This window comes from Ignavibacteriales bacterium, from assembly GCA_026390575.1.
GTDB lineage: Bacteria > Bacteroidota > Ignavibacteria > UBA10030 > UBA10030 > Fen-1298.
On the sequence record JAPLFR010000002.1, the window covers coordinates 82723 to 98892 of the forward strand.

Consider the following 16170-nt stretch of genomic DNA (forward strand, 5'->3'; position numbering starts at 1 on the left):
TTATTTTCCCGGTTGAGGCACTGGCTTGCTGGTGTCTTTCATCGACTCCAGCGCTTTTTGATTCTTCGTTTTCTCGGCACGAAGTCCTGCTTCAATATCAGAATCCAACCTATCAGCATCCGACTTCAAAACGCTCGACGGATATTTCTCACGGAACTTCTGCAGTGCTTCTTTTGCATCAGCATATTTCTTACGACTTGTTAATGCTTCGGCTTTCTTGAGCGTTGCTGGTTCTGCATATTGCGTGTCGTGATATTTATCCAGGACAAGATCGAAATAATAAGTTGCGGCTTTGTAATATTCCATGTGCATATATGTGATACCATTCTCGAAATCTTTCTGTGCCAGCTTTGTATTTAGTTCATTAATCCTTTGTTCTGCCAAAGATACTAGTGTGTCGGTAGGGTGGTATTCCAAGAATGCTTGGTATTCATCTATCGCTTTTCGGGAATAATTTTGATCTAAAATAAATTTTGGCGAGAGGTTATAGAAACATGTAGCACGTCGAAAACGGGCACGGGATACAAAGATGCTGGAAGGCATTGTGCGTATCAAGACATCGTATTCAAACGCGGCAAGTATATATTCCTCTCGGAGGAACCTGCATTCAGCCATAGAGAACTGCGCCGAATCGGCAACTTTGCTTCCTTGGTACTGCAGCGATACGACCTTGAATTCTTCAATCGCCGCTAAATAATCTTCGCCTTTAAATGCTTTCATGCCGAGCGCGTACCGCTCTTCAGCGCTCAGCTGCTTCGTCGCTTGATCAGAACCACATCCCGCAATAAAGGTTGAGAGTGTTATACAAGAAAAAAGAATGAAAAAACTATTGAGATGCTTTTCCAACAGACGGTTTAACAAAGTAACCTCGCTCTGTGTGTGTGATAGAAACTGTTGATAACATTTGAATCCGATTCATCAATTCCTCTATTTCGTTCTCGTTCAAATCTGTGCTTGGCTGATACCCGGGATGAAATGGAATCAATTCTATAGACGATATTTTTTTCTGACCGTTCCTCTTTTCAAATTCCAAAAGTGGGGTAAATGACCTCTGTGTCCAGAACCGTTGCGGCTGATTGAACACCGCATTGCCTAGTGAATGGAATATCCAGCATCCACGATACATTTCAATACCATTTGGTACATGTGGATGATGCCCAAAAATAATATCAGCACCAAAATCTGCCAGAAGTTTCATATCCCGATCAGCGGAAGCTCCGGGGACATCTTTATACTCATCACCGCCGTGATAACTTGCAATCACGAAATCCACTTGCGGTTTCAGTGTATGGATTTCGCGCCATGCTCTTGCTGAATCAAAGACAGAAATGAATCCATGCCATCTTGTATGAAAATTAACGGTTTGTGTGTATGCTAAGATACCAAATTTTATTCCATTTCGTTCGATAATGGCCGGCGTAAATTCTTCTCCAGCATTCATGACCGTTCCCGTGAACCGGATGCTGTCTTTTTGCAAAAACCTGATCGTTTCTTGAAGACCTTTCACACCATAATCAAACGCATGATTGTTTGCCGTTGAAACAACTGTTACACCAGCGCGCCGCAGCGTTGCCCCAGCGTTCGGCGGTGCACAAAAAATTACGTTCGATTTTGGACTTTGCGTTTCGCCATTCTGATCCGTCACAGGACATTCAAGATTCGCAAACACAACTTCGGCACGAGCAAGGACGCTGTCAAATTTTTCAAATGGAAAATCCGTTTTGCCTTTCAGAATTTCCTGTCCGACCGAACGTCCGAGATTAACATCACCCAACGCAAGCAGCGATACACTCATCACAGAATCAGAATTCTGTGTGAATACTCTTGACGCTGGTTGAACAATCAACAGACCGACGATCAACAGCGTAAACTTATATCTCAACTTCTCACCGTAAAGAACAAATAGACAATCACGATCGCGCCGCCAACAACGATGAATGGCGTCAACATACGTTGAAGAATTCCATTTTCATCACTTTTCTGAGCTGGCGGAAGCATTCCAGCCGTGACTACCTGTGCAGTATCTTTTGTTTCCCTCTGAAAAGTGCCGAGCAGTCGTACTTCACGTTCAACGCCTTTTACCGTTCTCGCTTCCAGAATTGTTCGGATATTCCGTTCTGATACCTTTGCATTCAACTCCTTTGCTGTAATTTCGGTGTTGAGAAGAAACACTTGAAGCGTTTGATTTGTTGCTGTGGTATCGATAACCACCGAAGTGTAATTACGTTTTTGAAGCGCCTCGATGAACGCATTCTCCGCCAACGTTCGTGGTCCTTCACCTTCTACTAAAACAGCAACGCGCCCTTTTACATCAAACTTCGCTGAATCGAGAACCTCATCGGCAATACTTTGCAGTTGTGATAGAACAATGGACGTACTGTTGACTCCAGTGGTATCTTTTGCAAAAGACACTGCATCTGATCCCGCTAAAAGTATCATCCATGCAGCACACCAGATTGATCGAGTAAGTTTCAAGTGGATGCCTTTAGCGAATACCGCCCATTGCGAGTTGTTCAAGCCGCGCGATGCGTTCTTCCGTCGGTGGATGCGTGGAAAACAACTTAGTAATTCCACCGCCGAACAATGGATTGACGATAAACATGTGCGCAGTTGCTGTGCCTGCATTTTGCATCGGAATTTGTTCTACGCCTTTCTCAAGTTTACGCAACGCGTTGGCAAGACTCAATGGCCGTTGACAAATTTGTGCGCCCCCTTCATCTGCGGCAAATTCCCGCGAACGTGATACGGCAAATTGAATAAGCATTGCCGCGATAGGTGCAAGAATGATAAGAAGAATTTGACCGATGGGATTAGAATCCTCCCGGTCCCTGCTTCCACCGCCGAAGAATGAAGCGTACATCGCCATGCGAGCAACAAAGGTAATCGTTCCAGCCATCGTCGCTACAAGCGTCGCAATCAAAATATCCCGATGTTTCACGTGTGCCAGCTCATGCGCAATCACACCCTCCAATTCATCATCAGAAAGTATGCGGAGAATTCCCTCAGTTGCCGCAACGGCAGCATGTTCCGGATTGCGTCCGGTCGCAAATGCGTTTGGCGAATCACCGGGAATAATGTACACCTTCGGCATTGGCAATTGCGCTTGTGCGGCAAGACGATGCACAATGCCGGTCAGGCGTGGTGCCTCCGCTTCCGTCACTTCTCTTGCACCGTACGTCATCAACACAATCTTACTGGAAAACCAATACATACCAAAGTTCATCAGCAATGAGAATATAAATGCCATAACCAGACCTTGTTCGCCGCCAAGCCAATCTCCAAGGAACAGCAGCAAGCCCATCATAAGAGCCATCAGCAGAATCGTTTTTAGTGAATTTGTCATTTTCAGTGTCCTTTCAAAACATTTTCAGAGTGAATCATTGAAATCTACGAAAAAGTGTGCGGAGTTTCAACTTGAGCAATGGAAGAAGAAGAGAGGAAATTTTATGAATGCGAACGAAATTCTAAGGATGTTTCTACTTTCTTTTTAGCTGGCGGCGAAGCGTTTCAAGTACCAATTCCGGTCGCTCATCGAGGAAGTGCCGCGAAAATCGTCTTGCGCGCTGCACATCGTTGGAATCAAGTTCGGCGTAGATCAGGCATTCTTCCTGCAGCTTCGCGCTGGATATCATCTCTCCGCCGGGGGATGTAATGTTGGAACCGCCCCAGAAGTTCACACCGTCTTCAAATCCAACTCTGTTGCTGAACAGGATGTAAATATTGAGCAGCCGCGCAAATGTGCGGTGATGTTCATAATTCACTACTTGATTATCAAACTGCGTTCCTTCGCCGGAAAGCCGTGTCGGGCTTGCGGTCAAGCAGAGAATCGCTTCCGCTCCATCAAGTGCCAGCAAGTACGGCAGTGATACATGCCAAAGGTCTTCACAAACGAGCATGCCGAGACGGCCAAGTTTTGAATCGAACGCTGTAACAGTCTTTCCGAAACCAAAGTATCTGCCTTCTTCAAACATTCCGTATGTCGGCGGATAGATCTTGCGATGAATGTGTTTGATTTCCCCATCTTCTAAAAACATTGCGCTGTTGTAGATACCATAATGTGTACCGCTTTCAACAAATCCGGCAGCAATGGAAATCTTGCGGCTTCTTTCAAGTAATGGAGCAATGATTTTATTTTGAAAAGGATTCATGGCGACATCCCATGCTAAATCCCGCAGAGTATAACCTGTAAGACTTAGTTCCGGGAAGAGGACAAGCTTCGCTCCTTCGGCGATGGCGTGATCAATAAATTCAAGATGGCGATTGAGGTTATGTTCGAACGCTCCGACACGACAGTCAATTTGCGCTATGGCAGCTTTGAACTTCATTGCCGTAAAAAAGAAGATCTATGAACTTCTAAAGTTTTACTGCACATGCACATCATTAGGCAGCTCATTTGTATCGTCGGATTTTCTTGGAAAGAATTTTGAAAGTTCCACACCAACTGAATGGACTCCGTGAATAATGCCAAGGCGAAATTTTTTCTGAGAGAAATGATTCGACATTTCATTTGCAATCATGTCCCACGTACCATTTTCAACCTTTGAGTGAATTCCATTATCAGCGAGGATAAAGAATTTTTTATCTTCCAGTAAGAGAAAGATCAGGATACCCGTACGGTCCTTTGTCTTTGTCATGCCCAATACACGAAATTCTTGACGTGCCATTTCTTCGATGGTAAGTTTTCTTTCCCGCCACTTCCGCTTCTGGCGGATGCTGACACGAATTTCTCCAGCTGTTGTTTTTTCCGCCTCACCTATTGCCGATGCAATTGCAGAAAGGTCTTCTTTTGTGAACATGTGCTTTACAAGGTTTTTCATGCGGTGCTACTCCGCTACGATAAGTCAATCATTTTAATATCTCTAATGTACTTTACTGTTTTATCTTCTTTCAAATTCCGAAGTTTTTCGAGCTTCAACTGCATCCGTTCCACATTGTCTTTGATCAGTTTTAAGTATTTCACAGCTTTTTCAGGTAACGAATTCTGTTCAAGTTCACTGACGATCTTATTCATATCTTCAAGTGGTTCACTGATCTTATCGGAAATACTTACAACAATTTCCTGCATTGCTTCCAAGCGTTTTCGCTTCATTTCCAATTTATCCTGTTCTTGCTTCAGATATCCCTTCTCTACGACCCTGAGAAGTGTTTGCGGAAAAACGTGTGTGACAACATCTTCTTTCAGCAAATAGTCTTTCACACCCATCCGCATCACTTCAACTGCAAAATTCACATCTTTGCTCGTTGTAAGAAACACAACAGGAATGTCGTATTTCAAGTCCTTCAACTTGTGAGTGAATTCTACGCCGCTCATTCCCTGCAGAACGTCTTCGGTCACGATCACATCGACAGCGTTTTGTTCCTCAAGAAATAGTATCGCCTTTTCAGCACTTGGCTGCCAAATAATATCAAAACGTGCACCCTCAAATTTTGAAAGACGTTCGCTCATAGATTGAACATCTTGCTCGGTCCCGTTCACATAGAGTACTCGTATTTTTTCGTTACTCATATGGCACTCACTCTACTTCCCGCTCTTCATTACCAGCTGCCGGAGGCACCGCCGCCGCCAGACATTCCACCACCGCCGCTAAATCCACCGCCGCCGCCAAATCCACCTCCACCAAATCCGCCACTGCCAAAACCGCCACCATAGCCCCAACCGGAAAAATAGCTATGACCGCCTGAACCGATAATCGATCGTCGCCGTGACGTCATCATCGGCATGAGAACGAAGATAACAAAGAGGATGACTAATGTCACAAGTCCAGCTGATGCGGCAGGTGCTCTTTTCCCTTTATTGTCTGCATGATACTCGCCGGCGGTTGCGCGCATAATCGCATCAACACCGGTGACGATGCCGCCGAAATAATTATCAGCTTTAAAGTACGGAGTAATTTCCTGGCGGATGATCTGCGATGTTATAGCATCAGTGAGCACGCCTTCCAATCCATAGCCTACTTCTATTCTCATTGCATGATCTTGTTTTGCAATGAGAAGCAGCACGCCATTATCCTTCTTCGCTTGACCAATCTTGTTTTCTGTAAAAGTTTTATTGGCATACTCTTCAATACTCTCGCCTTCGAGCGAACGAATCATGAGAACAACAACCTGCGTAGAGGTTGAATCCTCAAAGCTTTTCAGCAATTGATCCAACTGCTGCCATTCCTGAAAGCTCAGTGTGTTTGTGAAGTCTGAAACACGTTGTTCAAGCTTCGGGATTTTCGTTTCTGCAGCAGCAAATGCACTGCATATAACGATCAAAAGAACAAGAACAACCCAGCGAAAATTTTTCATAGGGATACTCAGAATTTTACTTGCGGTGCCTTTTCAGACCCTGCAATGGATTTAAAATATTGTGCTTCACGGAATCCGCCAAAACCCGCTATCATCGATGCGGGGAACCGGCGAATCATGACATTAAATTCCTGCACTGTTTCGTTAAAACGGCGGCGCTCTACCGCGATGCGATTTTCGGTGCCTTCCAATTGCGACTGGAGTTCAAGAAAATTTTGATTGGATTTTAAATCAGGATATTTTTCTACAATAACCATCAAGCGCGACAATGCCGCACCTAATCCGTCTTGTGCCTGTTGGAAATGCTGAAATGCCTGGGGATCGCGCAAAACTTCTGGTGTCACTTTCATTTGGCCAACACTGGCGCGTGCTTCCGTTACACCAATAAGCACGTCTTTTTCCTGCTTTGCATACCCTTTCACTGTTTCAACAAGATTCGGTATCAGATCGTAACGACGCTGGTATTGGTTCTCGACTTGGCTCCAACCATTTTTCACGCCTTCATCTGCGCTGACAATTTTGTTATAGACACCAACACCCCAGCCAATTGTTAAAAAGATAACCAATAGCAAACCGCCAAGAATCGATAACGTGATAATCAATCCTTTACTCATTTTATTCTCCTCATATTTTTTCGATTAAATTGTATGTTATTGTACCAAATCTTCGTGCCAAAAACAACAAAGCCAAATGATGATCCAAGACCTTTGCAAATTCAATGACTTGTGAGTACTTTGCAGGGAACAATGGAACAGGAATGTATCTATGCGGATTTATCTTCATTCAAAAATCCATAAAGCAACAATCACAAACGCAAATCTTCATTACGTTGGTTCTATTACAATCGATGAACGATTAATGAAGCTGGCCGATTTGTGTGAGTACGAAAAAGTGCTCGTCGTTGATAATACCAACGGCCAACGGCTCGAGACTTACGTCATCAAGGGAAAGAAAGACTCCGGTGTCATCGGCATCAATGGCGCAGCCGCTCACCTTATGCACAAAGGCGATGAAGTAATCATTATGTCGTTTCAGATTTCTGACCGCCCTAAGAAACCTGTCAACATTCTTGTTGATCGTAAGAATCAATTTATAAAATATCTCAAAGAAAAGTCCGAGATGCGGGATGCAGATGGATGTTAAATCAATGGAACAGTGTTCCATGAGCAGTGATGATTGAGGAGTTACGTTTTTAGCTTTTCTTTCAAAAAGTATATCTGATAAAAATTGCTACTGCATCTTAAGGAAGAACACCATAAAGTTCTTTCCTTCAATCCGAAAAAATTACCAGTCTCCCCAAAAACAACAGAGCCACGAATTTCTTTCGATCATCGTGGCTCGATTCAGTTAGCTATTCATCACCTTGAGGAATTCTTTGTTTGTTTTTGTACCTCGCATTTTATCAAGCAAGAGTTCCATTGCTTCATTTGGTTCTAAATCACTCAAGAACTTGCGAAGAATCCAGACACGATTCAAATCATCAGGTTCGAACAGTATTTCTTCCTTGCGTGTGCCAGACCGATTCACATTAATCGCTGGGAAAATACGTTTATCACTTAAACCGCGATCCAGTACAATTTCCATGTTGCCGGTGCCTTTGAATTCTTCAAAGATTACTTCATCCATACGACTGCCGGTTTCCACCAGCGCAGTGGCAATAATAGTAAGACTTCCGCCTTCTTCAATATTTCGCGCAGCACCAAAGAATCGTTTTGGACGATGCAATGCATTTGCATCAACACCGCCGGAAAGAATCTTGCCGCTATGCGGAACAACCGTGTTGTGTGCGCGTGCCAGGCGTGTAATGCTGTCGAGAAGAATAACAACATCCTTTTTTGCCTCAACTAACCGCTTTGCTTTATCCAATACCATATCCGCAACTTGCACGTGCCGCTCTGGCGGTTCATCAAATGTGGAACTTACTACTTCTGCGCTGACCGAACGTTCCATGTCCGTTACTTCTTCCGGTCGCTCGTCGATCAGCAAAACAATGAGTTTCACTTCCGGATGATTGCGGGTGATGCTGTTTGCCATCTTTTGGAGAAGGATCGTCTTCCCAGCTTTTGGAGGAGATACGATCATGCCACGCTGGCCCTTTCCCACCGGCGCAAGCAAATCGAGAATGCGCATCGCATATTCGCCGGGAATGGTTTCCAACTTTATTCTCTGTGCCGGATACATCGGTGTCAGATTCTCAAACAAGACGCGTTCACGAATCAAATCCGGATGATCATCATTCACAGCCTCAACACGAAGCAGCGCAAAAAACCGTTCGCCTTCCTTCGGTGGGCGGACTTGACCACTCACTGTATCGCCCGTACGCAATCCAAATTTCTTAATCTGCGAAGGCGACACATAGATATCGTCAGGTGACGGCAAATAATTATAATCAACCGAGCGGAGAAATCCGTATCCATCTGGCAGCACCTCGAGCACACCTTTACTAAACCCCAACCCATCTTTTTGGGTCTGTGCTTCGAGAATTTTAAAAATGAGATCCTGTTTGCGAAGATCGCTATAGCCAGTGATGTTGAGCTCTTTGGCAATCGCGTTCAACTCGGCAATTTTTTTAGTTTTTAATTCTGTGATGTCCATTGGCATGGAAAGTATACCTCGATGTTAGTTTGATAGAATGAGAAGAGAAAATATATTTGATGATCGTATGATAAAATGCGAGTACAATATTTTTTATAAATAATTAGATCGGAACAAAATTTCTTGAAGTAACCTTGGTTGGGTATATAGGAAATGAATATTTCTCTACCAACTTGCACTTCTATGATACTCGATTATTGGTTTATTGTCAAGTATTTTTCCTTATTGAGGAACGCGACCGCCTCACCAATGACAAAGTGAGAACCTGTTATCAGTATTGGCGCGCCATCACGCTGGCTCAGTGCCGATGCAACGCCATCGGCAACAGTATGAAATTCCTTCACAGACAATCCGACTCGGCGAATTTCCCGAGCTATCTCAGCGGTACTTCGTGATCGTTCTGTCTGCGCTTCTACTATGAAAACACTTTTTGCAATCTGCCGAAGCTCTGAGATAATAGTCAGATAATTCTTATCTTGCATCAAACCAAAAACAATATGAATTTTTCCAAGGTGTAATCTTTTCAGTGACGCACACAGTACGCGCACCGCTTCCGGGTTATGCGCAACATCGGCAAGGACAAGAGGATTTCTCTGAACAACCGACAGGCGTGCTTGAATTCCTGAAAACCGTTTGATATCCGCCAATCCTTCACGAATTGCCTTTTCATCAACCGTAAAATTACTTCGCTGAACAGCAACGGTGACTGCATGAAGAGCAAGAAGCGCATTCATTGCTTGATGCATGCCTGCCAGCGATATGCGCACATTTTTAAAATTTTTCCCCGCTACATCACAATCCACCAAAAGTCCATCGAGAGAGGATTGATGAATAAGAACTCTATTCGGGCGGACACGAATGAATTGCGATTTTTTTTTGATACAGATATCACTAAGAACTTGAACTGCTTTCTGCGATTTCACGCCTGTAATGCAGGGAACTCCTTTCTTGACAATTCCTCCTTTTTCGAAAGCAATCTTTTCCAGACTCGTACCGAGAATCTGTGTGTGTTCCAAACCGATAGTTGTAATGACAGAAACTAACGGCAGAAGAGTATTTGTTGCATCTAATCTGCCGCCCAAACCGGTTTCCACAACAGCGATATCCACATGAGATTCGGCAAAGTATTTGAATGCCATTGCAGTCACCGCTTCAAAAAAAGTATAGTGTTTCTTTTCTACCTGAGAACGAATTGCAGTTGCGAGCCGCGCTGCTGCTCGCGAAGAGATTGCTTTTCCGTTGACTCTTATTCTTTCATTAAACCTGACAATATGCGGCGAAGTGTAAAGTCCTGTTTTGTAGCCTGCTGCCGTAAATATTGAAGCTATCATCGAAGCGGTAGATCCTTTACCGTTCGTACCGGCAACGTGGATTGAAGAAAATTGTTTTTCCGGATGATCAAGAGAAGTAAGTAATGTTCGGATTCCATGCAATCCGAATTTCATTCCAAACTTCTGGAGACCGTAAAGAAATCTGATAGATGCAGTGTACGTCAACGTAATGTTACGCGGAAATAAGTAATGCGATTTTCTGGTATTTCACATCCACGATTGAAGGACCGAAAACTTAATATCGGCATCAAGCGCACCAACCAGTGTGCTGATGTCCGAAATGTTATTTTCACGGGCATAATTTTCCAATCCTTTTGCGATCTTTACGGAAATTGCGGGATCGATAAAGTTCATTGTACCGATTTGCACCGCAGTTGCCCCCACGAGCAGGAATTCAATTGCATCTTCGGTACTGGCAATTCCGCCGATGCCAAATACCGGAATTTTTACTGCCTGGGCAACTTCATAAACCTTCGCCAGTGCAACCGGTTTAATAGCTGGTCCAGAGAGACCGCCAGTGACGGTGGAAAGTTTTGGTTTGCGTGTTTTAATGTCAACCGCCATTCCGATGAGTGTATTCATTACAGAAACAGCGTCCGCTCCTGCCGACTCCGCGGCGCGTGCAAATTCTGAAATATGTGTTACATTTGGTGTCAACTTAAGAATGAGCGGTTTGGTCGTTAATTTGCGAAGATGTGAAGTGATTTCCGCCGTCATGTTACAGTCGGTTCCGAAGCTCATTCCGCCTTCTTTAACATTCGGGCACGAAACATTGATTTCATAACCCGAAATTCCAACTTGTTCTTCCAGCACGCTCAGAACATCACAGAATTCTTTAAGCGAGCTTGCAGCAATGTTCACAAGAATGCGAGTATTGAGTGTGCGGAGGTAAGGAAGTCTCTGCTCGATAAACGATTGGACACCGATATTAGCAAGTCCGATTGAGTTGAGCATGCCGCTTGCCGTTTCAGTAATGCGCTGCGGAGGATTGCCGGAACGTGGTTTCCATGAAAGCGACTTAGTAAAGATTCCACCTAACTGATTCACATCTACCAAATCGCGAACTTCATCACCATATCCAAACGTGCCAGAAGCGACAAACACGCGGTTCTTGAATTCCACACCACAAAGTGTGAACGATGTTTTTATTCCGCTCGCCGGTGAGGACGTTGTCATAAATTCACTTCCGTTGAAAGAAATGCGGGTCCATCTTTACAGACGAGTGCATATTTTGCAGGTCCTTCTGTCCGTTCTACTGCACAACCTTGACAAATACCGAAACCACAAGCCATCTGTCCTTCCAGCGACATTTCACAGCAGATGTTCTTACAACGAGCAAGTTCTGTAAGTGCCTTCAACATGACTGTTGGACCGCAGGCAAATATTTTCGCTTTGCCAAAATTGTTTTGAACAAGAGATGACTCAAGAAGTTGGACGACATTTCCATGAAATCCATTGCTGCCGTCATCCGTCGCTATGCGGACATTTTGCAGGTGCTCAGTAAAAACCTGTTCTGTATTTCTGTATCCTATAAATGTCTCAATTCGCTTGCCCCGTTTCAACAATTCGTCTGTCAGAAAAGGAAACGGTGCTACACCGATTCCACCCGCAACAAGCAGTGCAGTGTCATACTCGGCGTTCCCATGGAACGGCTCGCCAAGCGGACCTACAATATCAACCCAATCTCCAAGGTGTTTCCGAGAAAGCAGATTTGTGCCAATTCCAACAACGTGAAAAATTATTTCAAGGATGTCATCCTCAATACGAGAGATGCTAAACGGCCTTCGCAAGAACGGTCCTTCTCCAGTTTCAGCGGCAAGTATGTTGACAAATTGTCCGGGTTGCGCTGAAGCGGCAATTTCTGGCGATTTGAATCGGAAGAGAAATGTCTTCGCGGCAACTTCACGACAAGATTGCACTGGGGATAATTGTTGAACTATCATACTCACTGAAATTCTATTCCTTGTCGAGAGAGTCCGGTTTCAGCACAGGGTTTTTCCTTTGTTCATTCTCTTTATCGATTCGCGGAAAAATCGGCTGATGTTTCACTGTATCCTTTTCAAATCTCATTGTATTTCTTTGAACACTGTCTGGACCAAACGATTTTTGTGGCGGAGACATCGGCAGATGTTTCACTGTATCCTTTTCAAATCTCGTTGTATTTCTTTGAACACTGTCTGGACCAAACGATTTTTGTGGCGGAGACATCGGCAGATGTTTCACTGTATCCTTTTCAAATCTCGCTGCGTTTTTCTGAATACTGTCTGAACTGAACGATTTTATGATTTGTGGGTTATTTTTCGTTTTCATTGTATCAATCTTTATCGTATCAGATTGCTGAACTTCTAAGGATCGTTTTGACGCAGCAAGCGCATACATTGTGCCTTTGTGATCATTTATTACCCGCTTGTATTGTATTATCGCACTATCCGGTTGTGCAAGACGATTTTCCATGATCCATCCAATCGCATATTCACTCTTAGCTGCAAATGGTGATTTTGGAAATAATTGTATAATAGAACGGAGTGTTTCAATTGCTTTTTCGTATAGTTGAGCATCAACTTGTTTTTCGGATCGTGCATAGTATTCCGAGGCAGAATCCGTTTTCACCGTTGAATTTGTTTTTCGAAGGAATCGACGCGCTTCATCTGCATAAATCGACTCAGGAAAATCGCGATCAAGACGCAAATGGTATTCTTCTGGTGCAGGGAGTTTCTTTTCCGGATTAATTCTAGAAAGCTCTGCAAGTATGTAAAGAATACGCGGACTGCGGGAATGATTATAACTCCATACAAGAGACTGATTATACCAAGTGAATGCTGAATCCGGCACCACAACTTCTGAATAGAATATATCACCTAGCTCCTGCGCAGCAATAGACTTGAGTATACGAAGCGAGTCAGCGCTTGGGAGCACAGGCTGGACAACAACTTGTACGGGTTTCCGCTTTGTTGTATCTGAGACAACATTCTTTGTCTTAAGGGAATCGATATGGGAAATTACAGAGAGCGAATCAACGCGTGTAACTTTTCGATGTGTTGAATCAGCAGCTATGGTATTGAGCGTGTCGAGAACTATTTTGTGCGTAGTATCACTGAGAACGAATAACAAACTATCCGCTGTATTCAATCGATGCCATGCATCAAAATAGCGGGTGAGCGCTATAAATTTTCTACGCCCCTCTGCTATAACGCTTGGTCCTGTTGCAGCGTTCACTTCTGAATAATATTTCAGCGCTTGCTGGTAATTACCAATCTCCTTCTCGAACATTGATCCGAGTTGATATGCAGAACGTACAGCGTACTCGGTGCGAGCGTACGTCGTGTCCACATAAATATATTCGGCAATTGCATCGGCTCGTCTTCCGCTTGCGGCATAGTTATTCGCTCGCTCAAAGAGTAAAGCCGCCAAATATTCCTTATTACGGAAATCATCAATCATGGAATTAACCAGAGCCAACCCTTTGTTCTGCTCTCCCATTGTACGATAGGCGATTGACGCTTGCAATTTGCTGTAATAGTTTAAATAAATATCAGAAGTGTATTCTTCAGTTCGGAGATACACTTCTACCGCCTTTTTATATTGACCATCTGTAAAATAAATATCTCCCACACTTCTCAGCGCATCACATTTGTCAGCATTACTATTTGCAATGGAGATCGCTTTTTCGTACTCGGCAATTGATTTATCCGTTTGGTTCATCCGGCGATAAAGTACACCGAGCAGTACGTGTCCTTGAGTTTCTATTTCATTTTCATTGCTCGTCTGAGCAGCAAGTATCACTGCATCACTCTCACGAACGCCATCATTCAATTTTCCCAATTTCTCTGCCGATCGCGCGTACCAAAGCTGTGCTTCTAACGCCAGCGAACTGTTTGGAAATTGCGCTAGCAATTCGGCAAATTTTCGTTCTGCCTTGAGGTATTCCGCTTGATAGAAAAAGGATTTTCCAATAAGCAGGAGTGAATTATCGACTAAACTGCTGGTAGAATGAAATGCAAGAATATAGGAACATTTATCAATAACCTGTCCAAGCTTCTGTTTTGCTGTTGCAGGAATCTGATTAGCTTGCGCAGCAGGAACTTCTTTTCCCCGCGCCTGAAGAGCTGCTGTTGTGATTTCCTCTTCTGCATCACTGAACAATTTTTTTGCATTATAGTATCCATTAAAGTACGTAACCATGTTTTCGTACCCCAACGAAATAGTATTGCCAATAGAACAGCCGTTACAGAAGAATGCCATTACAAGAAAAAAGACGGCCAGGCATAATCGGACGTAGTGTAGGTGTTTCTTCATTGCTATCAATATATTAAATGGTGATCAGTGTATCAAGATGCAGCAACACGTCGTGCGGACTCAAGAACCGCTTCTTGAAAATATCCTTAAAACGTCGTCATACAATAAAGCACGTCGAGACTGCACAGTAGCAATAAAGAATTATTTTGCCTCCATTAGCTTTTTGAATTCCTGTTGATCAATGTGAGAAATTCGCTCCGTGTCTTCACATCATTTCGAAACGCGCCGAGCATTGCACTCGTCGTCGCAGTGGAATTGAGTTTCTCGACACCGCGCATAATCATGCACAAATGTTGTGCTTCCATTACGACAGCAACGCCCATCGGATTGAGATGCTGATACAGCGTATCAGCAATCTGTTGCGTCATCCGCTCTTGAACTTGAAGGCGCCGTGCAAACACTTCTACAATCCGCGGCATTTTGCTCAGGCCAACAATGCGGCCATTGGGAATGTATGCGATATGGCACTTACCAAAGAATGGAACGAGGTGATGCTCGCACAGAGAGAAGAAATCGATATCTTTCACGATGACCATTTCGCTGTATTTTTCCTCAAAGACCGCGCCATTCATTACTTCGCCAATGTCTTGTTGATATCCTTTCGTCAAAAATTCGTACATCCGCGCTACACGATCCGGAGTTTTCAACAACCCTTCTCGTTGTGGATCCTCACCGAGTTCTATAAGAAACTCTTTGATGAGCGTTTCTTTCCGACCGCTGTGTCCAGTCGTCATTCTTCACCTCGATATTCTACCATATTATTTTCTGTTTCATGCAGGCGAATGGCATAGAGTATCGCTTCGCCGTTTTTCGATTCCAGTACGCGCCAAAACGCACGGACGATGTTCTCCGCCGTTGGGATGATACCCTGTAAGAAATCGACATCATAATTTAAATGTTTATGATCAACCTTTTCAATGATCTCTGTTCGTACAAGGTTCTTCAGTTTTTTGAAATCAACAGCAAATCCACTATCGCCTTTCACATTTCCAGCAACAGTCACTTCAAGAATAAAATTATGTCCATGGCCATGTGGATTTGCGCACTTGTCGTACAATTCGAAATTCTGCTCATGAGACAATTCTTGATTCCAAAGGCGGTGTGACGCACTAAAAACTTCTCTCCGAGTGAGATACATCTTCGCCATAAATCATTGTCCTCCTCTTATAGTACAGCAATCACTTCATCGGTGTGGCCGTCTACCTTCACCTTATTGAAGATCTGCCGGACAATTCCCTTCTCATCGATTACGACGGTTGTACGTTCAATACCAAAATATTTCTTGCCGTACATCGATTTTTCTTTCCAGACACCATACGATTTGACGATTTCTTTCTTCTCATCGCTGAGTAACGGAAAGCTTAACCCATACTTCTGAGCAAACTTCATATGCGAGTCAACACTATCCGCACTCACACCGATGACTACTGCACCTTTTTTCTTAATTACCTTAAGATTACTCTCAAACGAGCATGCTTCCTTTGTGCAGCCGGAAGTATTATCTTTCGGATAGAAGTAAAGAACGATCTTCTTGCCAGCAAAATCTTTGAGGTTCAGAGTTTTTCCCTCGCCGGACGCAAGAGTGAAGTCAGGTGCCTTTTGACCAATCTTGAGCATAATTTTTCCTTAGTAATAGAATAGGGATAATCTGATTGAA

General features: G+C 43.8%; 18 protein-coding genes. 1 reads left to right on the plus strand and 17 read right to left on the minus strand.

Translation table 11 applies throughout. The features are described from left to right. From bamD to NTX44_02510, 9 genes are all read right to left on the minus strand, one after another. On the minus strand, positions 1-861 hold the full coding sequence (gene bamD / locus NTX44_02470) for an outer membrane protein assembly factor BamD (GenBank protein ID MCX6120469.1): 861 nt from the start codon (positions 859-861) through the stop codon (positions 1-3). Continuing rightward, positions 827-1882 (minus strand): CapA family protein, encoded by a 1056-nt coding sequence (locus NTX44_02475; protein ID MCX6120470.1) that lies wholly within the window; start codon positions 1880-1882, stop codon positions 827-829. The genes bamD and NTX44_02475 overlap by 35 nt, the downstream gene beginning before the upstream one ends. Continuing rightward, complete coding sequence (locus tag NTX44_02480; protein ID MCX6120471.1) at positions 1879-2475, minus strand: hypothetical protein; 597 nt, start codon at positions 2473-2475, stop codon at positions 1879-1881. Before NTX44_02480 ends, NTX44_02475 begins: the two co-directional genes overlap by 4 nt. A 10-nt stretch (positions 2476-2485) precedes the next feature. After that, complete coding sequence (htpX, locus tag NTX44_02485; GenBank protein MCX6120472.1) at positions 2486-3343, minus strand: zinc metalloprotease HtpX; 858 nt, start codon at positions 3341-3343, stop codon at positions 2486-2488. Between the two features lie 133 nt (positions 3344-3476). Then, positions 3477-4325: a hypothetical protein gene (locus NTX44_02490; GenBank protein MCX6120473.1), complete on the minus strand. Its 849-nt coding sequence runs from the start codon at positions 4323-4325 to the stop codon at positions 3477-3479. Positions 4326-4361: 36 nt separating this feature from the next. Then, a complete protein-coding gene (locus tag NTX44_02495) occupies positions 4362-4817 on the minus strand; it encodes a TPM domain-containing protein (GenBank protein ID MCX6120474.1) in 456 nt (151 codons plus the stop codon). A 14-nt stretch (positions 4818-4831) separates the two neighbouring features. Then, positions 4832-5506, minus strand: coding sequence for a response regulator (locus NTX44_02500; protein MCX6120475.1), 675 nt, complete (start codon positions 5504-5506; stop codon positions 4832-4834). A 29-nt stretch (positions 5507-5535) separates the two neighbouring features. Next, positions 5536-6291, minus strand: a complete 756-nt coding sequence (locus tag NTX44_02505) for a YgcG family protein (protein ID MCX6120476.1) — start codon at positions 6289-6291, stop codon at positions 5536-5538. Between the two features lie 8 nt (positions 6292-6299). Continuing rightward, the gene (locus NTX44_02510; GenBank protein ID MCX6120477.1) at positions 6300-6905 is read right to left on the minus strand and encodes a LemA family protein; all 606 of its coding nucleotides are present in this window, start codon (positions 6903-6905) and stop codon (positions 6300-6302) included. Between the two features lie 151 nt (positions 6906-7056). Between NTX44_02510 and NTX44_02515 the strand changes: the two genes are divergently transcribed. Beyond that, positions 7057-7434: an aspartate 1-decarboxylase gene (locus tag NTX44_02515; protein MCX6120478.1), complete on the plus strand. Its 378-nt coding sequence runs from the start codon at positions 7057-7059 to the stop codon at positions 7432-7434. Positions 7435-7638: 204 nt separating this feature from the next. On the opposite strand, the gene rho is transcribed toward NTX44_02515, so the two are convergent. From rho to bcp, 8 genes are all read right to left on the minus strand, one after another. Further along, positions 7639-8886 (minus strand): transcription termination factor Rho, encoded by a 1248-nt coding sequence (rho, locus tag NTX44_02520; GenBank protein MCX6120479.1) that lies wholly within the window; start codon positions 8884-8886, stop codon positions 7639-7641. A gap of 194 nt (positions 8887-9080) precedes the next feature. Next, positions 9081-10331 (minus strand): bifunctional folylpolyglutamate synthase/dihydrofolate synthase, encoded by a 1251-nt coding sequence (locus NTX44_02525; GenBank protein ID MCX6120480.1) that lies wholly within the window; start codon positions 10329-10331, stop codon positions 9081-9083. Positions 10332-10424: 93 nt separating this feature from the next. Then, on the minus strand, positions 10425-11393 hold the full coding sequence (locus tag NTX44_02530) for a dihydroorotate dehydrogenase (protein ID MCX6120481.1): 969 nt from the start codon (positions 11391-11393) through the stop codon (positions 10425-10427). After that, entirely contained in the window at positions 11390-12160 is a 771-nt protein-coding gene (locus NTX44_02535) for a dihydroorotate dehydrogenase electron transfer subunit (GenBank protein ID MCX6120482.1), read from the minus strand. The genes NTX44_02530 and NTX44_02535 overlap by 4 nt, the downstream gene beginning before the upstream one ends. Before the next feature lie 13 nt (positions 12161-12173). Next, the gene (locus NTX44_02540) at positions 12174-14513 is read right to left on the minus strand and encodes a tetratricopeptide repeat protein (protein ID MCX6120483.1); all 2340 of its coding nucleotides are present in this window, start codon (positions 14511-14513) and stop codon (positions 12174-12176) included. A 155-nt stretch (positions 14514-14668) separates the two neighbouring features. Continuing rightward, the gene (gene folE, locus NTX44_02545) at positions 14669-15247 is read right to left on the minus strand and encodes a GTP cyclohydrolase I FolE (protein MCX6120484.1); all 579 of its coding nucleotides are present in this window, start codon (positions 15245-15247) and stop codon (positions 14669-14671) included. Beyond that, on the minus strand, positions 15244-15660 hold the full coding sequence (locus NTX44_02550) for a 6-carboxytetrahydropterin synthase (protein ID MCX6120485.1): 417 nt from the start codon (positions 15658-15660) through the stop codon (positions 15244-15246). Before NTX44_02550 ends, folE begins: the two co-directional genes overlap by 4 nt. A gap of 17 nt (positions 15661-15677) precedes the next feature. Continuing rightward, positions 15678-16130 carry a thioredoxin-dependent thiol peroxidase gene (bcp, locus tag NTX44_02555; protein MCX6120486.1) on the minus strand — a complete coding sequence of 151 codons (453 nt, stop codon included), beginning with the start codon at positions 16128-16130 and terminating at the stop codon, positions 15678-15680. Positions 16131-16170: the final 40 nt, after the last annotated feature.

Coding starts and splice junctions, on each gene's coding strand:
- htpX (MCX6120472.1), bottom strand. CDS start 3,343: ATGACAAATTCACTAAAAACGATTCTGCTGATGGCTCTTATGATGGGC.
- NTX44_02490 (MCX6120473.1), bottom strand. CDS start 4,325: ATGAAGTTCAAAGCTGCCATAGCGCAAATTGACTGTCGTGTCGGAGCG.
- NTX44_02495 (MCX6120474.1), bottom strand. CDS start 4,817: ATGAAAAACCTTGTAAAGCACATGTTCACAAAAGAAGACCTTTCTGCA.
- NTX44_02500 (MCX6120475.1), bottom strand. CDS start 5,506: ATGAGTAACGAAAAAATACGAGTACTCTATGTGAACGGGACCGAGCAA.
- NTX44_02505 (MCX6120476.1), bottom strand. CDS start 6,291: ATGAAAAATTTTCGCTGGGTTGTTCTTGTTCTTTTGATCGTTATATGC.
- NTX44_02510 (MCX6120477.1), bottom strand. CDS start 6,905: ATGAGTAAAGGATTGATTATCACGTTATCGATTCTTGGCGGTTTGCTA.
- NTX44_02515 (MCX6120478.1), top strand. CDS start 7,057: ATGCGGATTTATCTTCATTCAAAAATCCATAAAGCAACAATCACAAAC.
- rho (MCX6120479.1), bottom strand. CDS start 8,886: ATGGACATCACAGAATTAAAAACTAAAAAAATTGCCGAGTTGAACGCG.
- NTX44_02525 (MCX6120480.1), bottom strand. CDS start 10,331: ATGAAATTCGGATTGCATGGAATCCGAACATTACTTACTTCTCTTGAT.
- NTX44_02530 (MCX6120481.1), bottom strand. CDS start 11,393: ATGACAACGTCCTCACCGGCGAGCGGAATAAAAACATCGTTCACACTT.
- NTX44_02535 (MCX6120482.1), bottom strand. CDS start 12,160: ATGATAGTTCAACAATTATCCCCAGTGCAATCTTGTCGTGAAGTTGCC.
- NTX44_02540 (MCX6120483.1), bottom strand. CDS start 14,513: ATGAAGAAACACCTACACTACGTCCGATTATGCCTGGCCGTCTTTTTT.
- folE (MCX6120484.1), bottom strand. CDS start 15,247: ATGACGACTGGACACAGCGGTCGGAAAGAAACGCTCATCAAAGAGTTT.
- NTX44_02550 (MCX6120485.1), bottom strand. CDS start 15,660: ATGGCGAAGATGTATCTCACTCGGAGAGAAGTTTTTAGTGCGTCACAC.
- bcp (MCX6120486.1), bottom strand. CDS start 16,130: ATGCTCAAGATTGGTCAAAAGGCACCTGACTTCACTCTTGCGTCCGGC.